The following is a 22,960-nucleotide window of genomic DNA, read 5'->3' on the forward strand; positions in this document are numbered from 1 at the left end:
TACTGAAAGGTTTATCGATTCACCTTCATCGTTGGAGTTCTTTCCCTCCCACCCCCGTTGATGCTTTTTACTACTCCCCTTCCTCTTAGTTGTAAAATACCTACACCTGTCAGACTACCCCACTACCCCACTACCCCACTACCCCACTTCCTTACCAAAAAAATAGTAGGGATAACCCAACTAAACTATTATGTATAGTTTGTTAAAGTAACAACTAGACTTAAACTTTATTTATAAATTGCCAGCAGAACCATAGTCCCCTATGCCCACTGATTACTACGAAATTCTAGGTGTCTCGCGAGATGCCGGCAAAGAAGACATCAAACGCGCCTATCGTCGTCTCGCCCGAAAATACCATCCCGATGTTAACAAAGAACCAGGAGCCGAGGAACACTTCAAAGAAATTAACCGCGCCTACGAAATTCTCTCGGAACCAGAAACCCGCAATCGTTATGACCGCTTTGGTGAAGCTGGGGTTTCTGGGGGCGCTGCCGGTTTTGATCCCGACAATATGGGCGGTTTCGCCGATATCTTTGAGACAATCTTTAGTGGTTTCGGGGGCATGGGCGGCCAAGCAACCGCCCGCCGACGCACAGGCCCTACCCGGGGCGAGGATTTACGTCTCGATTTTAGACTAAAATTCCGCGAGGCTGTCTTTGGCGGCGAAAAGGAAATCCGTATCCGTCATCTGGAAACCTGTCAAACCTGTAAAGGCAGTGGGGCCAGACCAGGAACCAGTTCCCGCACTTGTACTACTTGCAGTGGTACTGGTCAGGTACGTCGCGCCACCCGTACTCCCTTCGGTACTTTTGCTCAGGTTTCGGTCTGTCCCACCTGTGACGGTGCTGGAGAGGTGATCGAGGAAAAATGCGATGTTTGCGGCGGTTCCGGACGCAGACAGGAAACCAAAAAACTGAAAATTACCATTCCTGCGGGGGTTGACAACGGCATGAAATTGCGCGTTGCCCGGGAAGGTGACGCGGGACTTAAAGGCGGGCCGCCGGGGGATTTATTCGTTTATCTAACCGTGGAAACAGATGCAGAATTTCAACGGGAAGGCAATGATATTAAATCGAATATCTCGATTAGTTATATCCAAGCGATTTTAGGATGTACCATCAAAGTTAATACTGTAGATGGCCAAGAAGACCTGACTATCCCTGCCGGTACTCAACCGAACACCGTACTGATTTTAGAAAACAAGGGGGTTCCCAAATTAGGTAATCCCGTCAGTCGCGGTGATCATCGCATTACCGTTAAAATCTCGATTCCTACCCGTGTCGCCGGAGAAGAACGGGAATTACTGGAAAAAATAGCGAAAGTTCGCGGGGAAACCGTGGGGAAAGGCGGAATCGAGGGATTTTTAGGTAATATCTTCCATAAATAACTATGACTTTAGACCTGCGCGGCACTCCCTGCCCAATTAATTTTGTCCGAACAAAATTGCAATTAGAGAAAATGACCGCCGGGGAACGGTTGGAAGTCTGGTTAGATGCCGGGGAACCGATCGAACAGGTTCCCACTAGCCTGACAGTGGAGGGTTATCAGATAGAATCGATCGAGGACCGAGATAGCTTTTTTGTTCTCAAAGTCTATCGTCCCGATTCCTAAATGGTAGATGCACAATTAACCGATTTATACGGTACAGTGGTGGCCGTACAGGCGAATTTCTATCAGGTACGCTTGGATTCTGCCGTTATGGGCGAGAATCTTCTCTGTACCCGTCGCGCTCGCTTGCAAAAAATTGGTCAATCGGTGATGGTTGGTGATCGGGTGCGTGTGGAGGAAGCCAATTTTGATGATCGGCAGGGTGCGATCGCAGAAGTCCTCCCCCGCAGTACCGAGATCGATCGGCCGGCCGTTGCCAATATCGAGCAGATTTTGCTAGTTTTTGCCCTTGCTGAACCCGTCCTCGATCCTTGGCTGATCAGTCGTTTTTTGGTGAAAGCCGAGTCCACAGGCTTAGAAATTGCCGTCTGTGTCAATAAAATTGATCTGGGGGAACCCGAACAAATAGATTTCTGGGGCGAGCGCCTAGCTGCTTGGGGATACCGGCCTTTTTTTGTCAGTGTGGAGAAAAATAGGGGATTTGAGGCTTTATTGGCACAATTAAACCATAAAATCACTCTCTTGGCCGGTCCATCGGGGGTGGGAAAATCGAGTTTAATTAATTGCCTAATTCCTGAGATTAACCAACGGGTGGGGGATGTGTCGGGAAAACTGCAAAAAGGTCGTCACACTACCCGTCATGTGCAGTTATTTGCTTTACCAAATCGGGGTTTATTGGCCGATAGTCCGGGTTTTAACCAACCTGACCTTAACTGTTTACCGGAACAATTAACTTTTTATTTTCCGGAAGTGAAACAGCGTTTAGCTTTAGGAAATTGTCAATTTAATGATTGTACTCACCGTCGGGAACCTAACTGTGTGGTGAGGGGAGATTGGGAACGTTACCAACATTATTTAGAGTTTTTAGAAGAAGCGATCGCACGAGAACAGTCATTACAGAAAACTAGCACAAAAGAGTCAAGTTTAAAGTTAAAAATTAAAGAAGCAGGTCAAGAAACCTACGAACCCAAATTAGCCAATAAAAAATATCGTCGTCCTTCCCGTCGCGGCAAAAATCAAGATCAGGAACGCTACGAAAATAAAACTCTCCAAGATATTTATAATGACGATTCTGAATAGAATCGGTTCGGTTGTCTTTATCTTCAGGGTCACTTTATAATACTAAATCCGTTGAGTATAAGCTACTTATGAGGACAGGCAAAAGGCACTCATGCAAAAGGAGCAATAGATAATCAGTTTTTAATAACCAGATTTAGTATAAATACTGTCTAAAGATGAAAATCGAACAGCAATAATTGTATGTATGGGTTTTTATCTGAACTATTTTGCCCTTTTATCTCGCCTTTTTGGAATTAATTCAACTTATCTACGAACTAAATTTTTAAGGGTTCTAGAGTTAGCTATTTTCCCTGTTCCCTCGTCACTTTCAAAATGAGGTACTAAAAGCACTATTTTTTCGATCAATTTTACCCTGACTGTTATAGAGGGTTCTTTCTTCAGTAACCACCACATCCACTGTAGCTTGATCGCCAGAGGCTGTAAAATTATTAACTGAATCTATTCTCTGAACTCCATAGATATAATAAGCACCATTATTAGCTAACCATTCGGAAGAACTTTCTTGACCATCAGAGCTTTTTACTTTTTATTTTGTCATTATAAGCTTTACCTGTAAGTAATTCTTCTCCTAAATAGGTTTGATAGGAGGGACCGAAAATATCTCTTTTTGCCTTTAACCAGCGCTCGATTAAATCTACCGAGTTAACTATCTGTTGAGGAACAGGTGAATAGACAGATTCAGGACTGGGTAAGGCATCGATGACACCTTGGGTAATTTTAACTTGATTAAAGTATTTAATTAGGTGCTTTTGTCACTCTTGAGCGCGATTTAAGTTACTAAAAGTTGCTACCTGAATATTACCATCATTAACAAAAGCATCCCGACAAAAGTTATTTTTAACTCTCTCTAAACTCACAAATGTTGCATCCTCTAATAAAAATTAACATTTAGCAATAATGTCGGGGGCGTGTTTGCGGCAATAACCTTGAATAAAAAAACAAAATTAGCAATCTGCGCCCCACGCACCAGTTAAGTAAGTAATCTCAATTAATTGTGAGATAGTGGGACAGGGTTCTGGTTCTTTGTATTTTATCTTTAATTGTAACCGGCTACTTAGTTGATGATAGGTGGTGCGTTACGACGGATTCTTACCTTCAAGTCAAAGCAGCAATTTTGGCCGTCTAACGCACCCTACGTTTTACTACTGAGGTTGATTTTTTTAAGCATTATTGACCTTCTCACCTCTAAGAGCCGAAAATAAACAGAGACGACCCAAACCCAAGATTGCTGGTGAGAAGGTTTCCTGACTGGGGGCCTCTAGATTGCAACCGGCAAATTCTTGCTGTATTTCTGTTAGAAAATAAGGCCAAATGGTTAAGAAAAAATTACCGCTAAAAATTATTCGATCGATATCTTCAAGACTTTTTTGCTGTTTTTCTAACAAATCATTAACTTTTTGTCTTAAATTATCTATATATGGTATAGTCACCTTCTTATTTAAATCGGTGCGACTGACCGTCCAAGTATGACCGGCTAGAGAGGAGGTAAATTCGCTTTCTTCTTGAAGGATTAATTTGGTTAATCTAGCGGCTGCCAGTAAAGATTTTTTTAAGGGATTAGTATCGGTGAGATCGGAACGGGAAAGAGGCAAAAAAGAACGCCAGAGAGGATAAATTAAGTGAGAGAGTATGGCCTGTTCATAGGTGTTTTCCCCGTAGTTAAAATGGCTCAGAGCGATCGCTTGACGGGATAAAGAGCGAGTTTGCGGCGGGACTTCCACTATTGCTAAAGTGGTGGTCTCCCGCTTCCCTTCGATAACCAGTAGGGTTTGGGGTTGGGGTTGGTCGCTAGTGGGAATATGGGCCAGAGCAGTAGCGAGCGCTGTTTCTAGACTAGATAGGCGATCGGGGGGTATTAGTTGCGCTGTGAGAAGGGCTTTTTTCAGGTCATCCGTGGGGGTTTCCCCGTCATCGGTGATAATAATAGCTTCTAATCGATCTAGGGCTTCCCAGAGCCAAGAATCGGTGCTAAAATCCCGATGAGATAGCCAACTAATTAGATATTCGTCCACCTGGGAGCAGGGTAAGCGATCGCTTGTTCCCGTTGCCAGACTCCAAGAAAGAGGATAAAAATCGATCAGTCCCTGGCTTTCCCGAAAAAAGACGATTTTCACCCCCTCTGGTTGCACCTCCATTCCCAGGGACCAACGGGCAACTTCAGGGGTTGGATCGGGCAACAATAAGGGAGAAAGCAGCGCTCTGGCCGATTCTAATTGTTGACGAGTGGCGATAATTGTCTCGGAAGTAACTTCTTGCGGGTTAACTAGAGAGGAAATCACCTTGGCAAGAATCCGATCGATCTCGGTCAGTAGGGAGGAAAAGTCCTGTTTATCGGTCACTGGATAATTAAAAATACCCACAACTTTCCATTCTAGAATCAACTGTCTAAAACCAACAAAATTTAAATATTAAACCATGGAAGAAAAACGCTATCCGGCGGAAAAATCAGCAGAGATTCAAAAATTATTAGATACAGCCACTTTATTGGTCGGTTTGCCCCCTGAAACCCTCGATCAAGTTGCTTCTCATGCTGTCACCCGCACTCATCCTGCTAATCGGGCGATTTTATTAGAAAATGATTGGGGTGGTTCAGTTTACTTTATTCTGGATGGTTGGGTGAAAATTCGTACTTACGATAGGTCGGGTAAAGAAGTCACCTTAAATATCCTAGGTAAAGGGGAAATACTCGGAGAAATGGCCGCTTTAGAAGAATCTCCCCGCTCCACCGATGCTATCACCTTAACCACGGCCACAATTAGCAGTATTCCCGCCCAAGATTTTGTTAATCTGCTCAAATCGGAACCTTTAGCGGGAATTCGTCTTTCTCAGTTAATGGCCAAGCGTTTGCGTCAACTTAACCGGCGTTTACGTTTACGGGAGGCCGATAGTCTCTCCAGAGTCGCCGATACTTTACTCTTTTTAGCCGAAGGTCAAGGAGAAAAAAGCTGCCAGGGTACAGTAATTCCCAATTTACCTCACCGGGAATTGAGTGGTATTAGTGGCCTGGCCCGGGAAACCGTGACCCGCTCCTTGACCAAATTGGAGAAAAAAGGCCTGATTCAACGACAGCAGCAATCTCTCTGTATTCCCGATCTGGCCGCTTTAGAAAAAATGATCGCCTAAATTCAGTTATCAGTGATCAGTGATCAGTTATCATACTAAATCCGGTTATTAAAGACTGATTATTTATCCCCCCTGTTGCCTGTTGCCTGTTGCATGAGTGCATGAGTGCATGAGTGCCTATCTTCACTAGGAAATTTATTTTGCACGATTACTTATGACTGAAAGATTAACCGGTTTTGGATTGGTGCTGGTGACAACAACCAGCGAAACGGAAGCGGAAAACTTAGCGATCGCCTTACTTAACGAGCGCTTGGCAGCTTGTGTCAGTATTTACCCGATTCGTTCCATTTATCGTTGGCAGGGACAGATTGAAAACGAGAGCGAATGGCAATTAGCGATTAAAAGCGATTTAAAGCAGTTTGAGCAGTTATCGGCGAAGATACAGGAACTTCATCCCTATGCAGTCCCAGAAATCATCGCTTTACCGATTGTGGCGGGTTCTCAGACCTATTTAGACTGGTTAGCCTCCCATACAGGTGGGGTGTCGGAATAGACCGATCGGTAAGTTTAGCGAAAAAAATCTATATAATTCTTAATAAACTATCTCAGGAAGCGCAAAAAGTTTTAATCTAGATGCTGATTAAATTTTTAAACATCTGGTTTTAAGACCGATCGCCTCCACGATTGGAGAACTCAGCACATCGTCAAGGGAGATAGTTAAAATCCAATGAGTCTTAAGGCAAGCGGTGGCAGCTCCTTAGCGCGTCCCCAACTCTATCAAACCGTCCCAGTATCTGCCATTACCCAAGCAGAACAACAAGACCGCTTTCTCGATAAACCCGAACTCAATGAACTGATCGCCTACTTCCAATCGGGGAGCAAGCGCTTAGATATTGCCCAAACGCTCACCCGGAACTCCGATCTGATCGTGTCACGGGCAGCTAACCGGATTTTTACCGGCGGTTCCCCCATGGCTTACCTAGAAAAACCCCCCGTGGAAGAAATGGCCCTGGTGGGTGCGGGTAAAGTTACCAACGTCCTGGAAGGGATGAAATTAGGAACCGTTACCTACGCGGAAAGCGGGGCCGGTGGCGGCAGTGGCCTTCTCGGGGGCTTAAAAGGGATTTTCGCCTCTAGCGGCCCGATTCCCCCCGGATTCCGACCGATCAACGTCTCTCGTTACGGTCCGAGCAATATGCAGAAGTCCCTCCGGGATTTATCCTGGTTCCTGCGTTACGTTACCTATGCGATCGTGGCCGGCGATACCAGTATCCTGATCGTTAATACCCGCGGTTTAAGGGAAGTTCTCGAAAATGCCTGTTCCATTGATGCCACCATCGTGGCCCTGCAAGAAATGCGGGCCGCTTCGATCGAGTATTTCCAGAGAGACAAGGATGCGGCCACTTTAATCAGTGACTATTTCAATATCCTACTGGGGGAATTAAAAGCCCCCACCCCCTCTAATAAACTGCGTCAGCGTCCCAGTAGTGACCAACAGGGTTTAAGTCTTCCCCAAAGCTACTACAACGCCGCCGAAAAACGGCAAAAGTTTGTCATGAAAACCGGTTTATCGGAGTCGGAAAAATCTTCGATTATCAAGGCCACCTACAGACAAATTTTTGAACGGGACATCACTCGCGCCTACAGTCAGTCCATTTCTGACCTAGAATCGAAGGTGAAAAACGGCGACATCTCGATGAAAGAATTCGTCCGTCGTCTCGGTAAATCGCCTCTCTACCGTAAACAGTTCTTTGAACCTTTTATCAATAGTCGCGCCCTAGAATTGGCTTTCCGTCATTTCCTCGGTCGCGGTCCTTCCTCCCGGGAAGAAGTGCAGAAATACTTCTCGATCGTCTCTAGCGGCGGTTTAGCGGCGTTAATCGATGCTTTAGTCGATTCTCAGGAGTATTCCGACTATTTCGGCGAAGAAACCGTTCCCTATCTCCGGGGTTTGGGTGCAGAAGCGCAGGAATGTCGTAACTGGGGGATGCAGATCGACCTGTTTAACTACAGCGCACCTTTCCGCAAAGTTCCCCAATTTATCACCACCTTTGCTAAATACGATCGCCCCTTACCGGATCAGCACGTTTACGGTTCCGGAAATGATCCCCTAGAAATCCAATTTGGGGCAATTTTCCCGAAAGAAACCCGCGAACCTAGTTCTAGTCCCGCTCCCTTCGGTAAAGATACCAAACGTATCCTCATCCACCGCGGACCTGCCACTAATAACCAAAATAGCAACCCCGGCGCCCGAGGTGAATTCCCCGGTACTTTGGGACCGAAAGTTTTCCGTCTCAATAACGAGTTACCCGGTTCTAGCAATGGGGTAAGCGTTAAATTTGGCGAAATTTCCACCCAAAGAGTGATTTTAGCGGCTTATCGTCAGGTTTTCGGTCGAATGCCCTACGAAGGTCAGCGTTTATCCGTGGCCGAGATTAAGCTGGAAAATGGCGATATTACTCTGCGGGAGTTTATCAAAACCCTAGCTAAATCCGAGACTTTCCGGAAAATCTACTGGACTCCTCTCTATGTGGTAAAAGCGATCGAATATATTCACCGTCGTCTGCTCGGTCGTCCCACCTATGGTCGTCAGGAAATGAATCAATACTTCGATCTTTGCTCGAAAAAAGGCTTCTATGCTTTAATCGATGCCCTTATCGACAGTCCTGAATATACGGAAGCTTTTGGTGAAGATACGGTTCCCTACGAGCGCTATCTAACTCCCCAAGGGATGCAGTTACGGATGGTGCGTTTGGGCAATCTCCGCGAAGATATCGGCCAAAGAGTTGATAAAGAGGAAACCCCGCGCTTTATTGAATTGGGTACACCGTCGAGTTCGATTCGCACTGAACCCGATATTCAATCTCGTGTCGGTCAAGGTGTCACGGTTCAACGGGAACAAACTAAGATCTTTAAACTGTTAACTAATCTGGATAAAGTTGCCGTACAAAATACTGTTCGCGCCGCCTATCGTCAGATTTTTGAACGGGATCTCGAACCCTATATCATCAATGCCGAATTTACCGCTTTAGAGAGTAAATTAAGCAATGCTGAGATCACGGTGAAAGAGTTTATTGAGGGTTTAGGTTGTTCGGATCTTTACCTGAAAGAATTCTATGCTCCCTATCCGAATACGAAAGTAATTGAATTGGGAACCAAGCACTTCTTAGGTCGCGCTCCCTTGAATCAAAAAGAAATCCAGAAATATAACCAAATTCTGGCAACTAAGGGATTAAAAGCCTTTATCGGTGCCATGGTTAATAGCATGGAATACCTACAATTATTTGGTGAAGATACGGTTCCCTATCGTCGTTTCCCAACTCTACCGGCTGCTAATTTCCCCAATACGGAACGCTTATACAATAAGCTGACTAAACAGGATAGTGAACTGGTGGTTCCCAGTTTTAAACCGGTAGTTAAAGTCGGTGGCTAATTAGTCCTTGAAGTTAGTTAATTTAGCTCGTGTTCAACACGAGCTTTTTTTTCAGGACAAATTACTGGCCAAAATTTATTAAGTAGGTAGGCGTTAAAAATTATCAGATGCCCCCCTTATCAAGGGGGGACTAAGGGGGGATCGGCACCCCCCTTATCAAGGGGGGCAGGGGGGATCGAACCTAAAATCCATTTTTAATTTAATTATAACCAGCTACTTATCGTCAATCAAGGGGATAACAATGAGCCAAATTAAAGTTAAAAACTTCGGTCCAATTAAGGCGGGTTTAGTAGAAAATGATGGTTTTATCAACGTTCGGAAAGTAACGATTTTTATCGGTAATCAAGGAACTGGAAAAAGTAGCATTGCTAAATTAATATCAACATTAAGCTGGTTGGAAAAAGCTCTATATCGTGGGAATTTAGAGGAAAAATATGTAACTAAATATAATCGTTTTGTTAAATCTTTTTGTCAATACCAAAATTTAACCAATTACTTTTTACCCGAAACCCAAATTGAATACAATGGAGATGTTTATCGAATTAGTTTTGAAAATGCTAAATTATCGATCGAGCGTACTGATAATTCAAAGTATCGAGTACCAAAAATTATGTATGTACCAGCAGAGCGAAACTTTTTGAGTGCAGTAAGATGGCCAGAAAAACTCAAAGGACTGCCAGAATCATTATATACTTTCTGGGAAGAATTGGATCGCTCACAACAGGAATTATCTGGCAGTTTGACTTTGCCAGTAGGTGAGGTTAAATTGGAATTTGATAAACTCAATAGACTGGCCAAGATTGTGGGTAGTGATTATAAACTAAATCTATCAGAAGCTTCCAGTGGTTTTCAGTCTTTTGTTCCTTTATTTCTCGTTTCTCGAAATATTGCTTTATCGATTAATCGAACTCAAGAAACTTCCGGCAATGAACTCAGTGGAGAGGAGCAAAAAAGATTAAAAATGGAAATCGAGAAAATTCTCTCTAATGATAATCTTTCCGATGACCTAAAAAAGGCGGCACTAGAAGTGTTATCTTCTAAATACCGCAATGAGTGTTTTGTAAATATTGTGGAAGAAATCGAGCAGAATCTATTTCCTCAATCTCAGAAAAAGATTTTATATAAATTATTTGAATTTGCCAATTTAACCCAGGGAAATAAACTAATTTTAACTACTCATAGTCCTTATATTATCAACGATCTAACCCTAGCTATCAAAGCGGATAAAGTTATCAAAAAAATCCTATCATCAGCGATTTCTAACGCCGATTACCTCCAAGAAAAGCTCAACCAAATTGTCCCGAAAGCCTCTTGTATAGCGGCAGAAGATGCTATTGTATATGAATTAACAGAGCAAGGAGAAATCCGAGAACTTGCTACATATAATGGTTTACCTTCTGATGAAAATTATCTCAATCTTTCCCTAGGAGAGACAAATCAGCTTTTTGATGATTTACTAGAAATCGAAGAACAGTTATGAAGATCAATTTCTTTGATAAAAAATGTCAGAGTCAAACCCATCGGCATGAATTTGGAATTTGCGATCCGCCATTTCCCCCAGAAACTCCCGCTTATTTAGATACAGAAAATCCCAGGGATTGGATTGCTATTGTGGAAAACTCTCAAGAAATTGAAGCGACATTTACCGCTATTGATAAATGTATTGAAATTAGAAAAGTCGATGGTAGTGGTGGTATGGATAAACGCTGTGATGGAATGCTGACCTATGCTAATTGTTTGATTTTTGTAGAATTAAAAGAACGAAAGGGGAAAAATTCGGGGTGGGTAGGAGACGGAGAAGAGCAACTAAGAAACACAATTCGGGTATTTATTGAAAATCATGGTATAGAGGATTATTCATCTAGAAAAGCCTACATTGCCAATAACAAAAAGCCTACCTTTCAGACTTCACAAACAGAGAGGATGGAAAAATTTCGCCAAGAAACTGGGTTGAGATTAATCATTCAAAACACCATCAAAATTGAGTGATTTAATTCTCTTTGATTCGGTGGCTCTGAAGATATTGATTTTCTAGAGTTTAGAGATATCCTAGTTTGATATTGAATCTCACCCTGAATCCGTTGCCAAGCTGTGATCAACTTTAAACTTTTCACTCAAGGAGTGCGGAATAGAACCAGCTTCTCGAACACCAGCTTGAATTTCTGGTAACTTGATCATTGAGTCTCTGTCCTCAAACTTTTTCTAGGTACTGGTCAATCCTAATTTATACTAAATCCAGTTATTAAAAACTGATTATTTATTCTCCCCTTTGCATGAGTGCCTCTTGCATGAGTGCCTGTCCTGATATGTAACCTATGCTCAATGGATTTAGGATTAGTATCCTATAATACCAATGCTTAGGAAACTATAAAGAAAATCCCAAGATTAAGCGAATCCCCTGCCGAAAAACGCTAGAGTAGAATAAAATGCCTAATTTTTTCGACAAAATTGTTATGACAGTTACCAATAGACAAGAGCTAGAAGAACTGATTCAACAGGTAAAAAAAGCTCAACAACAATTTGCCAACTATAGCCAAGAACAAGTAGATCTTATCTTCAAAAAAGCGGCATTAGCAGCTAACAACGCTCGCATTCCCCTGGCTAAAATGGCCGTACAAGAGACAGAGATGGGAGTAATAGAGGATAAAGTGATTAAAAACCATTTTGCCTCAGAAATCATCTACAACAAGTATAAACACAGCAAAACCTGCGGCATTATCGAAGAAGATAAATCCTTTGGATTGCAAAAAATCGCCGAACCCGTGGGCATTTTAGCGGGGATCGTACCCACCACAAATCCCACCTCTACAGCCATTTTTAAAGCCCTAATTGCCCTGAAAACCCGCAACGGCATCATTTTTTCCCCCCATCCGCGAGCGAAAGACTGCACCATCGCGGCGGCCAAAATTGTCTTGGAAGCGGCCGTCAAAGCGGGTGCGCCGGCCGGTATTATTGGTTGGATCGATCAGCCATCGGTGGAACTTTCCCAAGCATTAATGCAACATCCCAGCATTAATTTAATCCTCGCTACCGGCGGCCCTGGTATGGTAAAAGCGGCCTATTCTTCGGGAAGACCTTCCTTAGGAGTCGGTGCCGGCAATACCCCCGCTTTAATTGACGAAACCGCTCACATAAAAATGGCCGTTTCCTCGATTATTCTCAGTAAAACCTTCGATAACGGCATGATTTGCGCCTCCGAACAATCGGTAATCGTTGTCGATAGCATCTATGAAGAAGTTCGACAGGAATTTATTGATCGCGGGGCCTATCTTCTTTCCCCCGAAGAAAGGGAAAAAGTCGTCGGGATTCTCCTAAAAGATGGTCATATCAACCCCGATATCGTCGGGCAACCAGTGGAAAAATTAGCCGCCATAGCGGGAATTTCTGTTCCCGAAGATACCCGATTACTAATCGGAGAAGTAGAAAATATTGGTTTAGAGGAACCATTTTCCTACGAAAAACTCTCGCCAATTTTAGCTATGTACCGAGCGAAAGACTTTGAAGATGGGGTGAAAAAAGCCGAAAAACTGGTCTTATTTGCGGGTCGAGGTCATACGGCCGTGCTTTATACCGCACCCTCAAATCGGGAACATATTAAACGCTTTGAAGACAACGTAGAAACGGCCCGGGTATTAATTAATACCCCTTCCTCCCAAGGTGCGATCGGTGATATCTATAACTTCCGTCTCGATCCTAGTTTAACCCTCGGTTGTGGCACTTGGGGCGGTAATTCCATCAGCGAAAACGTCGAACCTACCCACCTATTAAATATTAAAACCGTGGCCGAGCGCCGGGAAAATATGCTTTGGTTCCGAGTACCACCAAAAGTATATTTTAAATACGGGGCATTACCCGTCGCTATTCGGGAATTAGCCGGCAAAAAACGGGCCTTTATTGTCACCGATAAACCTCTTTTTGACCTAGGAGTTACCGCACCTTTAGAGGAAGTTTTAGAAGAAATCGGCATCACGATTAATATCTTTTATGATGTGGAACCCGATCCTTCCCTAGAAACCGTCGAACGGGGGTTAAATGTCATTAATACCTTCAATCCCGATGTAATTATCGCTATCGGTGGCGGTTCCCCCATGGATGCCGCTAAAATTATGTGGCTACTCTACGAGCATCCAGAGATAGAATTCGAGAGCTTGGCCATGCGTTTTATGGATATCCGCAAACGAGTCTATGAATTGCCCCCTTTAGGCGAAAAAGCTCTGATGGTTTGTATTCCCACCACTTCGGGAACAGGATCGGAAGTGACTCCCTTCGCCGTCGTGACCGATCGCCGTAATAATATTAAGTATCCTCTGGCAGATTATGCCCTAACTCCCAGCATGGCAATTGTCGATCCGGAATTAGTGCTGAATATGCCGAAAAAATTGACAGCCTACGGCGGAATTGACGCTTTAACTCATGCTCTTGAGGCCTACGTCTCGGTTTTAGCCTCAGAATATACTAACGCTCTTGCTCAAGATGCCATCCGACTGCTGTTTAAATACTTGCCCAGTTCCTATCATAACGGAGCTAAAGACCCGAAAGCGCGGGAAAAAGTCCATTATGCGGCGACAATGGCCGGAATGGCCTTCGCTAATGGCTTTTTAGGCATCTGTCACTCCATGGCCCACCAATTGGGGGCCATTTTCCACATTCCCCACGGTCTGGCCAATGCCTTGATGATTTCCCACGTCATCCTCTATAATGCCACCGATGCCCCCTTTAAACAGGCGACCTTCTCTCAGTACAAATATCCTAACGTGAAGTGGCGCTATGCCAGGATCGCCCATTCTCTGGGATTGGGAGGAGAAAGCGAGACCGAAAGTGTGGAAAGATTGGTATTAGCGATCGAATGTTTAAAACGGGAAATCGGTATTCCGGCCAGTATCAAAGAGGTAATTCCCGAAACTGAAGCCGAATTTATGGCCAAATTAGACCATTTAGCCGAACAAGCTTTCGATGATCAGTGTACCGGAGCCAATCCCCGTTATCCCCTGATCGAGGACTTAAAAACCCTGTTAATCCAAGCTTATCACGGCAATTTGCCCCTAGAGGTGGCGGTAAATGGTCACGGTGATGTCAGTCTTGCCGATTTGAAGTTAGATCCGCAACCCTTGAGCTTGTAGGGATAGATTTTGCCTTTGATCCCCCCTACCCCCTAGTAGGGTTGATTCATGAATCAACCCTACTATAAATCAACCCTACCCCTACCCCCCTTAATCAGGGGAGATCCCCCCTACCCCCCTTAATAAGGGGGGATTTGACAGTTTTTAACACCTACCTACTTAGGGTTGGCTGAATAAATGTGAAATGTAGGCAAAGTAAGGGTTTTGGGGCTTTTCTTGCGAAACAGGTGCAAGATTTTGAGAGAATCGTCGTTCAAAACCTTGCATCTTCATCGGCCCGCGTCCTGTAGGGGCGAAGCATTCGGGCAATAACCTATCGGTGAAACCGTAGATTTTCTATCCGAATGCTTCGCCCGTACTTTTTCAGCAGACCCTACTTAGCCACTGCTTAAAAATTATCCTTTTTCCCCCGCAGCCGTGCAAACACTTGTACTGGTTCGTTGCTATCCATGGTCATGGCCAAAGCGGGACTATCCCAACGCAAAAAAGGATTAGTCAGCTTTTCCGTCCCCAAAATTGCCGGAATCGTGGGACGATCTTGAGCGCGATTTTTCTCCACTTCCTGATAACGCTGTTGCAGAGCAGCATTATTAGGGTCAACTGTCAAGGCAAACTTTAAATTATTTAACGTATATTCGTGAGCGCACCAAACCCTGGTCTGGTCAGGCAGCGATCGCAATTTAGTTAAAGAAGCCACCATTTGCCCCGGTGTTCCCTCAAATAAACGACCACAACCCCCCGAAAACAGGGTATCACCACAGAATAACTCGCCGTAATCTCCGGGGTTAACCGGGGGAAAATAATAGGCAATATGGCCGCGAGTGTGGCCGGGGACAAAGAAAACCTCGGCCCAGCGACCGGCAAATTCCACCCGGTCCCCCTCCTCTAAAAACAGCTGCTGGCCCGGAATGCGACCGCGATCCTCCTTTCCCCCATAAACACAAAGATGGGGATAACGATTAATTAAAGCCTGATTAGCCCCCACATGGTCGCCGTGGTGATGGGTATTGAAAATAGCGACTAAATCCACCTGTAAAGCCTCTAATCGCCTGAAAACCGGTTCAGGTTCCGCCGGATCCACCACGGCCGCAATTTTTTGCGCTCGATCGTAGAGGAGGAAAATATAATTATCGGAAAGGGCGTTAAGACGTTCGATCTCCATGGTAGAATCTTGGGCTAAGGTTTAACTCGATCATATATTGCTAACCTAACTCCCCGCAGCACAGGAATCGGCGAAAATTACGCAGGGAATCCCCACATGATTAATGGGAACAATATAGGTTTCTGTGGGGGGAAATAAAGCGACAACGTGGGGAACAGGACGGGGAGTATAATGCACTTGCGATTGACCTTGATAAGCGAGGGAGGTGCTTGCTCCTGAATCCAACATCACCGCCTCCCGAAAACCTGCCTGTACTAATAATTCTCCCAAAGCCATGGAATCGATCGGCTCTCTGGAAACCCCGATTACTGGCTGTCCTGCCTGATTAATCCCCCAAAAAGCCCGGTGACGCAGGGCATCAAAACCGTAAAGTGTACCAAAGGATTCTCGCGATTGCGGTTGTCCATCTTTGACTAACCAAGCGGCCGCGACAAAAGCATCCGTAACCTTGAGATCATCTCCGGCCTCCGCTGCGATTCCTTCTAGGGTATTATGACGGGCAGGATCAAAAGGAAGATAACGCACCCATCGATCGGTAATGATTACTAAAGGACGACCCTCTAACTTGTCGATTTCCCCTTCATATCCCGGGATAAAGCCGCCATTTTCGCTTAAAACCGGCCCGATCATCTGATTTGAGTCCAATTCCTTGAGAGAGAAAAAACCGCCATCTACAGCCGCGATCGCTTCTGTGCCGGCGATAATTTCCTCCACTTGATAGCGACTATCAGCGTGGATAGTTTTGGGAATCCCGCCACTAATTAAAACAAGTGTATTAGTTGGAAATTCCACTTCCCGTTTTTGGATGGTGGTGGCAAAGTTAAAACCGCCATCCCTACGGGGTAAGGGATCACCTCCCCAAGCTTGCGGGACAATTTCTCGCGTGCGCGATTGCCCAAAGCGTCCAATAGTGAGTAAATCGGGGGATTGTCCAGCAAAATGTTCATCGAGGTCATTCATCGATAAAGCCGCCCGATAACCCGCTTTTTTGACGAATTCCTTCACTCTATCGTCCGCCTTCCCTTCCGGATAGGTGAAATAATTAATCGGAATACCCAATTCTTTTTCTAAGATTTGTTTCGATTGCTTGACTTCTTGCTCCAAATCTGCATCGGATAATAACCTTAAATCCCGGGGATGACTAACACTATGGGAGACAATTTGGACTAGAGGATCGGCGGCCATTTCCTGGAGTTGTTGCCAAGTGACACTGGTTCTGCCGGTTTTTTGAGTCATTTTATGGATATAAATCGAGAAAACGGCGGGATAGTTATATTTTCTCAATAAAGGATAGACATACTGGTAATGTCCCCCATAACCATCATCAAAAGTCAATAAAACCGGTTTAGCGGGAAGGGGGATACCTGTCCGCAGATGGGAAATTAACCAATCGATACTGATCGGAGTTGCCCCGATTTCCTGCAAAAATTGGAAATGTGCCTCTAATTCGCCTGGAGTAACGTCAAAGAATACCTCTTTTTCTGGTAAAATGTCGTGATACATTAAAATTGGTACTTTTGTCTCTTGCGCGCGGGGATGAATTTCCGGCCAGGGTGCTAATTCGATCGCTGTTGCCGAGTTATTTTGCCAATTATCGAGACTAATATCGTTTTTTTGGAGAGATAGGGGAACAATCACGCGATCGGAGAGGTTTTTATAGGTTTTACAATCAAAAATTCTCGATATATCCTTAAAAGAACTATTTTCTAGAACATAATCCGCGCATTCCGGTTGAAACTCCCTAAAAGGTGCGGGGAAAGAATCACCCCCCACCAGAGCATTAGAGCGAGGATAGAGAGAACTTGCCCAAATAATCAGACAAACGACGATAAATGCCAAAAATCCGTATAGGGGAAGGAAGGGAAACGAAGATTTTTGCCGAGCTTGCCAACGCATAAGATCAAGTAATAAAGTGAAAAGTAAAAAGTAAAAAGTAAAAAGCAGATAGGCCCTGAGTTACCGAAAAAACTGCCTTTTATCTAGATTTTTGGCTTTTGTTTTCTCGTCAGCAAAGCCCACTGATTACAAGCTGAGTTTCCCTGTAATCCGTTCCCTTGTCAAGTTTTCTAGAACACCCTCATCAGTTATCAGTTATCAGTTATCAGTTATCAGTTGTCAATAGACTACCTTTATTGATTCTCCCTATTTCCCCATTTCCCCATCACCCCACACCCCACACCCTACACCCCACACCCCACACCCTACACCCCATTTCCCCATCACCCCACACCCCACACCCTACACCCCACACCCTACACCCCATTTCCCCATCACCCTACACCCCATCACCCTACACCCCACACCCCACTATATTCACGGGGATTAAGCTGGTAAAGCGTGACACAAAACTGCTAGAGTTACCAAAGACGAGTATATAAACTTTACAGATATTGTATGAGAGTTTTGGTTATTGGCGGAGACGGCTATTGTGGTTGGGCAACGGCACTCCATCTATCAAATAGAGGTTACGAAGTAGGCATACTTGATAGTTTAGTTCGTCGCTATTGGGACTTACAATTAGGCTGCGATACCTTAACACCGATCGCACCCATATCTCATCGGATTCAACGCTGGCAAGATCTGACAGGAAAATCCCTCGATCTTTTTGTCGGGGATATCAATAACTACGACTTTTTGATTCAATCCCTGCGACAGTTTCAACCGGATGCGATTGTTCACTTCGGAGAACAGAGATCTGCACCCTTCTCCATGATCGATCGCGAACACGCAGTTTTAACCCAAGTTAACAACGTGGTTGGCAATTTAAACATCCTCTACGCGATGAAAGAGGAATTTCCCGACGCGCACCTAGTAAAACTGGGAACCATGGGTGAGTATGGCACACCGAATATAGATATTGAAGAAGGTTACATCACGATCGAACATAACGGTCGTAAGGATACTTTACCCTATCCCAAACAGCCTGGTAGTATGTACCATCTCAGCAAAGTCCACGATAGCCATAATATCCATTTTGCCTGTCGGATGTGGGGTTTAAAAGCCACAGATCTCAATCAAGGGGTGGTTTATGGAGTCCTCACCGAAGAAACGGGAATGGATGAGATGTTAATTAACCGTCTCGATTACGATGGGGTTTTTGGTACTGCTTTAAACCGTTTTTGTATTCAAGCGGCGATCGGTCATCCCCTAACAGTGTACGGTAAAGGTGGCCAAACGCGAGGATTTTTAGATATCCGCGATACCGTGGGTTGTTTGGAATTAGCGATCGCTAATCCCGCTCAATCCGGGGAATTCCGCGTTTTTAACCAATTTACCGAACTGTTTAGCGTCGGTGACTTGGCACTGATGGTGAAAAAAGCTGGTTCTGCGTTAGGGTTAAATGTGGAGATTAACAATCTTGACAACCCGCGCATCGAGTTAGAGGAACATTATTTTAACGCTAAAAACACAAAATTACTCGATCTAGGACTACAACCTCACTATCTCTCCGATTCTCTCCTCGATTCCCTCTTGAACTTCGCCACCAAGTACAGAGACCGGGTAGATATGAATCATATCCTACCAAAAGTCACTTGGAAACGATAATTGATCAGTAAATGATAAGTTGAGGATGGGGTAGTAACCCATCCTTGGCGTTTTTCTAATGTATCGGCATCAAACTCGATCTTAATCGGCACTGATAGGAATTATTGTCGTCCGCAATTGCGGGAATTAGGGCAACGTTCCTGCATTAATTGGGAAAATTCCGTTCTTTGAGCGGGAGTTAACACTTGACGAATTTCCAAAAAACTCTCAAATTGCAGGTTACTGATTTCTTGGCGATTCCGAGAGATTTGCTGATGTTTAGAACGGATATCTCGATCGGAGGCATTATTGGATAATAAACTATTTAGTTCTTGTTCGTTGCTTCTCAGGGTGTCTCGCAACTTTTGGGTTTTTTCCTGATATTTCTGACGAATAGCGGCAATTTTCGACTTTTGGTCATCGGTAAGGTTTAATTGTTCGATTAGTCTTTCTCGAGAATTATTCACTCGACGACTCTCAGGACGCTGGGGAGAGCTAGTTTGAGCGATAAATAGACGATCTTGGGGATAGGATAGCACAGTGGCAGTTGGGACTAGGTTAGCCGCCAGAGTTACAGCCATGGTTGTGCCGAGAATCGAGAGAGTAGAAAGGGACATAATTGACCTCGACCAAGAAATTAAGGATTATAGGTAGAATAGGTGAGTTGAGGCTCGTTTAAGCTCATCCAAGGCGAACTATAAACGCTAGGAGCAGCAATCGGTGGAGCGATGCTATGGTTCCAACTCTCCACTAAAAAAGCTTCTAACTGCTCGTCGGAAATTTGGCCCAGTTGTGGATGAGGATGAAACCAACGATAGGAACCAACAATCAGCACAGATAAGGCAGTAATACCAGTTATCCACCCCAATAAAGGCAGGGATTTTGGGCAAGTTACCGGCCTTTCTCCCCTAATCATTTGCATTAATTGTTCTTCTTCATCTATCGGTCGAGGTGGCAGCGATGGACGATAGCGACGCAGAAAATTAACCACTTTGTCATCTTCTGGGGACATTAGAGAACTCCTTGTTTTTGCAAAAATTGACCCATGGTTTTACGCGCATAATGAAGACGTGATTTCACCGTACCGAGGGGAATTTCTAAGATTTGGGCGATTTCCTTTTGGGGTAAGTCCTCTAGATCGTGAAGGACAAGGACAGCGCGATGTTCTAAACTGAGAATTTCTAACCCTTGTCGGACCACCTCCTCATAATGCAATTGCATCAAATCGGGACTATCTTGGGGACGGGATTCGCTATCAAGGGAGTTTTCCTCATCAGTGCTTTTGGCCATCCTCATTTGTCTTTTGGCTAATTGTCGCCGACCATCGATCGCCACATTCCAAGTGATCCGATAAACCCAAGTGGAAAAGTATTCAGGTGAACGCAATTTCGGCAACCCGTGCCACAGTCTTAAAAAGACCTCTTGGACAAAATCCTCTAGGAATTCCTGTCCACAGAGTTGATAGAGAGTAGAGCGGATTTTTGGTTGATAAAGACGGTAAAGGTGACGAAAAGCACCCCGATCACCCCTTTGACATTTTAAAATTAACTCTCGATCGCTCACACTTGTTTGCTTATCGGTTATCACCTCGATCATTCCCCTCACCCCTAGCTACTTGTCCCTTTAGACTAGGGGGTGTCAAGAATGGTTCATAACCAGTTATCAGTTATCAGTGAGCAGTTATCAGTGATCAGTTATCAGCTTTTTTCTCCCCACACCCCACAACTCACACCCCACACCCCACACCCCATCTCCCCATCACCGAGGGAGTAATTGTTGATAGAAATCCAATTGTTTTTGAGCGAGGGCTTTATTAGTATAATTGGTCATTACCCTCTGATAACCCCTCTGGCCTAATTCAAGAGCGAAGCTGGGATTATCTAAGAGAGTTTGTATAGATTTAGCCAGTGCCTCCCCATCTTTTTCGGGAAAAATTAAACCCGTATCAGCAATAACAAAGGGAATTTCTCCCGAATCAGAACCAATAACAGGAACCTGACAGGCCATAGCTTCAATTAAGACATGACCGAATTGTTCTTTCCAACCGACGGCAGTTAAGGTTTTGACCTGATAGGTGATTTCTGAAGGCAAAACTAAAGTGTTCATCAGGTTAATATAATTAACTACTTGATCGTGGGGAACACTTTCCACTATCATCAAGCGATCGCTTATTCCTGCGGCTGTAGCTTCGCTGACTATTTTATCTTTCAGGATTCCCCGACCTAACAGTAATAATTTCCACTTACCTGTTAATTTAGCTACAGCTTTAATCAGCGTTAGAATGCCTTTCTCTTCCACAAAACGACCGATAAAACCAATCACGAATTCATCGTTTTCAATGCCTAAAGATCGGGCTAAATCGGGTTGCTTGCTGGGGGAAAAAAGGACTTCATCCACTCCTAATTGTGGTAAAACGGTGTATTTACCCCTGTAACCCCGTTCTTTTAAAACATCTACCCCGTCCTGATTACCGGCGATTAAACCATCGGTATTTTTCAGGTTATAAGCTTCTAACCAAGAGATGGGAAATTTAGGAGTATAGGGAAGATTCCACCAGGTAAAAAATACATTTTTAGCCTGGAGATTTAAGAGACGATTCAGAGTAATAAATTGACCATAAGCGAGAGATTTAGAACCCTGTTCCACTTGAATAATATCGGGTCTAAATTTTTGCAATAAAGAAATTATATCAGTGCCAAAAGTTAATAAAGCTTGGTTATTCTGGCTAAAATTAGAGATAGGAATAACTCGGAAATTGTCGGCTATTTTCGGTTGACTTTCAATGATTTTATTTTGGACTCCTCCCGGTTGCCAACGTTGGGGAACAACAATAGTAACTTCAATATTGGGATTTAATCTTGTCAGGGCGCGCAGTTTCTCACAGTTGAGATCAACTATATATGTATGACTAGCGACTAAAATTCTCATAGATTATCTAGTTTTGTATAAATTTGACCATCATTCCAGAGGGACTTTACTTGAGTTTTCAGAGCATCGAGAAAACCTAAACTATAAAAAATTCCCCTAGAAAGGATTTTAATCGGGGAACCACCTTTATTACAGGGAGGATTGCCAAGAACGTGACAATCAAATAATTTAGCGTAGAGTCGCAATTGTTGAGCGGGAGTGAGATTTTTCAGGGCCATCAGAAAGTGATTATGATAAAAAGTCGTCTGATAACTCAAAGAACGAGTGCTAATATCATGACAGCCGCCGGTTTCTTCCCCTAAATGAACCAGATAAGCGGTGGGATCGTACCAGACATGATAGGGAGTCCGGCGTAACCTTAAGCAAAAATCCGATTCCTCGCGCACGGCACTGCCACGAAAGCGTTCATCGAACCAAATGCCGTATTTAGTAAATATATCCTTCCGGAAAGACATATTACAGCCCCGGGCCGAGATTACCTGCTGGGGTTTAGTGGTGTGGACAAGATCGATGTAATACCAAGCAATGCCCGGATCCATGGCTTGGGGGGGTAAAAAGTCGATTTCGTAGGGTTTGCTGGTATCTGTCGCCATTTTTTGGGAGTCACCCAATTTCATGCGATCGAATACCCGACCTGCCACTACACCTATCTCAGGGTTCTTGACAAAATTCTCACTATGTGCTTTGAGATAATTATCCGGTAGCCGCACATCATCATCGATAAAAAGAACGATATCGCCTTGGGCGCGACGGACTCCATAATTTCTCGCACCGGGTAAACTCGCCCAATCCAGCCGATACCAGCTAATTTTGTGCTGATTAGCCATATTTTCCAGATAGGATTGTATGGCGGGGCTGTGGGTAGCGGTCTGGTCGATAACTAATACCTCAAAATCGGGATAATCTTGTTTGAGTAGGTCATCGAGGGTATCTTTAAGAGGCTCTTCGCGTCGATAGGTGGGTATGATGACAGAAATCGAGGGAAAATTCATAGCAGGGAATGGGGGAATGGGGGAGTGGGGGAGTGGGGGAGTGGGGGAG

General features: G+C 44.3%; 20 protein-coding genes. 10 read left to right on the forward strand and 10 right to left on the reverse strand.

The window, feature by feature from the left end; genetic code table 11:
- Nucleotides 1–262: 262 nt before the first annotated feature.
- From dnaJ to rsgA, 3 genes are read left to right on the forward strand one after another with little or no spacing between them, the layout of a single operon-like run.
- The gene (dnaJ, locus tag H6G48_RS01520; RefSeq protein WP_147073594.1) at nucleotides 263–1,387 is read left to right on the forward strand and encodes a molecular chaperone DnaJ; all 1,125 of its coding nucleotides are present in this window, start codon (nucleotides 263–265) and stop codon (nucleotides 1,385–1,387) included.
- A gap of 2 nt (nucleotides 1,388–1,389) precedes the next feature.
- Nucleotides 1,390–1,611 (forward strand): sulfurtransferase TusA family protein, encoded by a 222-nt coding sequence (locus tag H6G48_RS01525; protein WP_002738399.1) that lies wholly within the window; start codon nucleotides 1,390–1,392, stop codon nucleotides 1,609–1,611.
- Nucleotides 1,612–2,688: a small ribosomal subunit biogenesis GTPase RsgA gene (gene rsgA, locus H6G48_RS01530; RefSeq protein ID WP_190718381.1), complete on the forward strand. Its 1,077-nt coding sequence runs from the start codon at nucleotides 1,612–1,614 to the stop codon at nucleotides 2,686–2,688.
- 307 nt (nucleotides 2,689–2,995) lie between these two features.
- On the opposite strand, the gene H6G48_RS25920 is transcribed toward rsgA, so the two are convergent.
- From H6G48_RS25920 to H6G48_RS01540, 3 genes are all read right to left on the reverse strand, one after another.
- Nucleotides 2,996–3,148 carry an IMS domain-containing protein gene (locus tag H6G48_RS25920; RefSeq protein WP_341275472.1) on the reverse strand — a complete coding sequence of 51 codons (153 nt, stop codon included), beginning with the start codon at nucleotides 3,146–3,148 and terminating at the stop codon, nucleotides 2,996–2,998.
- Between the two features lie 49 nt (nucleotides 3,149–3,197).
- On the reverse strand, nucleotides 3,198–3,428 hold the full coding sequence (locus H6G48_RS27340) for an IMS domain-containing protein (RefSeq protein WP_423202522.1): 231 nt from the start codon (nucleotides 3,426–3,428) through the stop codon (nucleotides 3,198–3,200).
- Between the two features lie 420 nt (nucleotides 3,429–3,848).
- Nucleotides 3,849–5,048 carry an acetate and sugar kinases/Hsc70/actin family protein gene (locus tag H6G48_RS01540; protein ID WP_190718384.1) on the reverse strand — a complete coding sequence of 400 codons (1,200 nt, stop codon included), beginning with the start codon at nucleotides 5,046–5,048 and terminating at the stop codon, nucleotides 3,849–3,851.
- Between the two features lie 55 nt (nucleotides 5,049–5,103).
- Here H6G48_RS01540 and H6G48_RS01545 point away from each other — a divergent pair, with 55 nt between their 5' ends.
- The 6 genes from H6G48_RS01545 to adhE all read left to right on the forward strand — a co-directional run bounded on the left by H6G48_RS01545 (nucleotide 5,104) and on the right by adhE (nucleotide 14,304).
- Nucleotides 5,104–5,811 (forward strand): Crp/Fnr family transcriptional regulator, encoded by a 708-nt coding sequence (locus tag H6G48_RS01545; protein ID WP_190718389.1) that lies wholly within the window; start codon nucleotides 5,104–5,106, stop codon nucleotides 5,809–5,811.
- Between the two features lie 154 nt (nucleotides 5,812–5,965).
- On the forward strand, nucleotides 5,966–6,304 hold the full coding sequence (gene cutA, locus H6G48_RS01550; protein ID WP_190718392.1) for a divalent-cation tolerance protein CutA: 339 nt from the start codon (nucleotides 5,966–5,968) through the stop codon (nucleotides 6,302–6,304).
- A gap of 174 nt (nucleotides 6,305–6,478) precedes the next feature.
- A complete protein-coding gene (locus tag H6G48_RS01555) occupies nucleotides 6,479–9,184 on the forward strand; it encodes a phycobilisome rod-core linker polypeptide (RefSeq protein ID WP_190718395.1) in 2,706 nt (901 codons plus the stop codon).
- A 241-nt stretch (nucleotides 9,185–9,425) separates the two neighbouring features.
- Nucleotides 9,426–10,664 (forward strand): AAA family ATPase, encoded by a 1,239-nt coding sequence (locus H6G48_RS01560; RefSeq protein WP_190718398.1) that lies wholly within the window; start codon nucleotides 9,426–9,428, stop codon nucleotides 10,662–10,664.
- Nucleotides 10,661–11,173 (forward strand): hypothetical protein, encoded by a 513-nt coding sequence (locus tag H6G48_RS01565; protein WP_190718402.1) that lies wholly within the window; start codon nucleotides 10,661–10,663, stop codon nucleotides 11,171–11,173. The genes H6G48_RS01560 and H6G48_RS01565 overlap by 4 nt, the downstream gene beginning before the upstream one ends.
- 464 nt (nucleotides 11,174–11,637) lie before the next feature.
- On the forward strand, nucleotides 11,638–14,304 hold the full coding sequence (gene adhE, locus H6G48_RS01570; RefSeq protein ID WP_190718405.1) for a bifunctional acetaldehyde-CoA/alcohol dehydrogenase: 2,667 nt from the start codon (nucleotides 11,638–11,640) through the stop codon (nucleotides 14,302–14,304).
- A 388-nt stretch (nucleotides 14,305–14,692) separates the two neighbouring features.
- On the opposite strand, the gene gloB is transcribed toward adhE, so the two are convergent.
- Nucleotides 14,693–15,466: a hydroxyacylglutathione hydrolase gene (gloB, locus tag H6G48_RS01575; protein ID WP_190718408.1), complete on the reverse strand. Its 774-nt coding sequence runs from the start codon at nucleotides 15,464–15,466 to the stop codon at nucleotides 14,693–14,695.
- A gap of 45 nt (nucleotides 15,467–15,511) precedes the next feature.
- A complete protein-coding gene (locus H6G48_RS01580; protein ID WP_125730824.1) occupies nucleotides 15,512–17,362 on the reverse strand; it encodes a polysaccharide deacetylase family protein in 1,851 nt (616 codons plus the stop codon).
- Nucleotides 17,363–17,860: 498 nt separating this feature from the next.
- On the opposite strand from H6G48_RS01580, the gene H6G48_RS01585 reads away from it, so the two are divergent.
- Nucleotides 17,861–19,012 (forward strand): NAD-dependent epimerase/dehydratase family protein, encoded by a 1,152-nt coding sequence (locus H6G48_RS01585; RefSeq protein WP_125730823.1) that lies wholly within the window; start codon nucleotides 17,861–17,863, stop codon nucleotides 19,010–19,012.
- 101 nt (nucleotides 19,013–19,113) lie between these two features.
- Here the strand turns inward: H6G48_RS01585 and H6G48_RS01590 are convergent, their stop codons facing one another.
- The 5 genes from H6G48_RS01590 to hpsN form a co-directional block, all read right to left on the reverse strand.
- Nucleotides 19,114–19,608, reverse strand: a complete 495-nt coding sequence (locus H6G48_RS01590; RefSeq protein WP_190718411.1) for a Spy/CpxP family protein refolding chaperone — start codon at nucleotides 19,606–19,608, stop codon at nucleotides 19,114–19,116.
- 20 nt (nucleotides 19,609–19,628) lie between these two features.
- Nucleotides 19,629–20,003, reverse strand: coding sequence for a hypothetical protein (locus H6G48_RS01595; protein ID WP_190718414.1), 375 nt, complete (start codon nucleotides 20,001–20,003; stop codon nucleotides 19,629–19,631).
- Nucleotides 20,003–20,587: a sigma-70 family RNA polymerase sigma factor gene (locus tag H6G48_RS01600; RefSeq protein ID WP_190718417.1), complete on the reverse strand. Its 585-nt coding sequence runs from the start codon at nucleotides 20,585–20,587 to the stop codon at nucleotides 20,003–20,005. Before H6G48_RS01600 ends, H6G48_RS01595 begins: the two co-directional genes overlap by 1 nt.
- Before the next feature lie 162 nt (nucleotides 20,588–20,749).
- The gene (gene hpsO, locus H6G48_RS01605; protein WP_190718420.1) at nucleotides 20,750–21,919 is read right to left on the reverse strand and encodes a hormogonium polysaccharide biosynthesis glycosyltransferase HpsO; all 1,170 of its coding nucleotides are present in this window, start codon (nucleotides 21,917–21,919) and stop codon (nucleotides 20,750–20,752) included.
- A complete protein-coding gene (gene hpsN, locus H6G48_RS01610; protein WP_190718423.1) occupies nucleotides 21,916–22,911 on the reverse strand; it encodes a hormogonium polysaccharide biosynthesis glycosyltransferase HpsN in 996 nt (331 codons plus the stop codon). Before hpsN ends, hpsO begins: the two co-directional genes overlap by 4 nt.
- Between the last annotated feature and the right edge of the window lie 49 nt (nucleotides 22,912–22,960).

This window comes from Microcystis flos-aquae FACHB-1344, from assembly GCF_014698375.1.
GTDB classification, from domain to species: Bacteria; Cyanobacteriota; Cyanobacteriia; order Cyanobacteriales; family Microcystaceae; genus Microcystis; species Microcystis aeruginosa.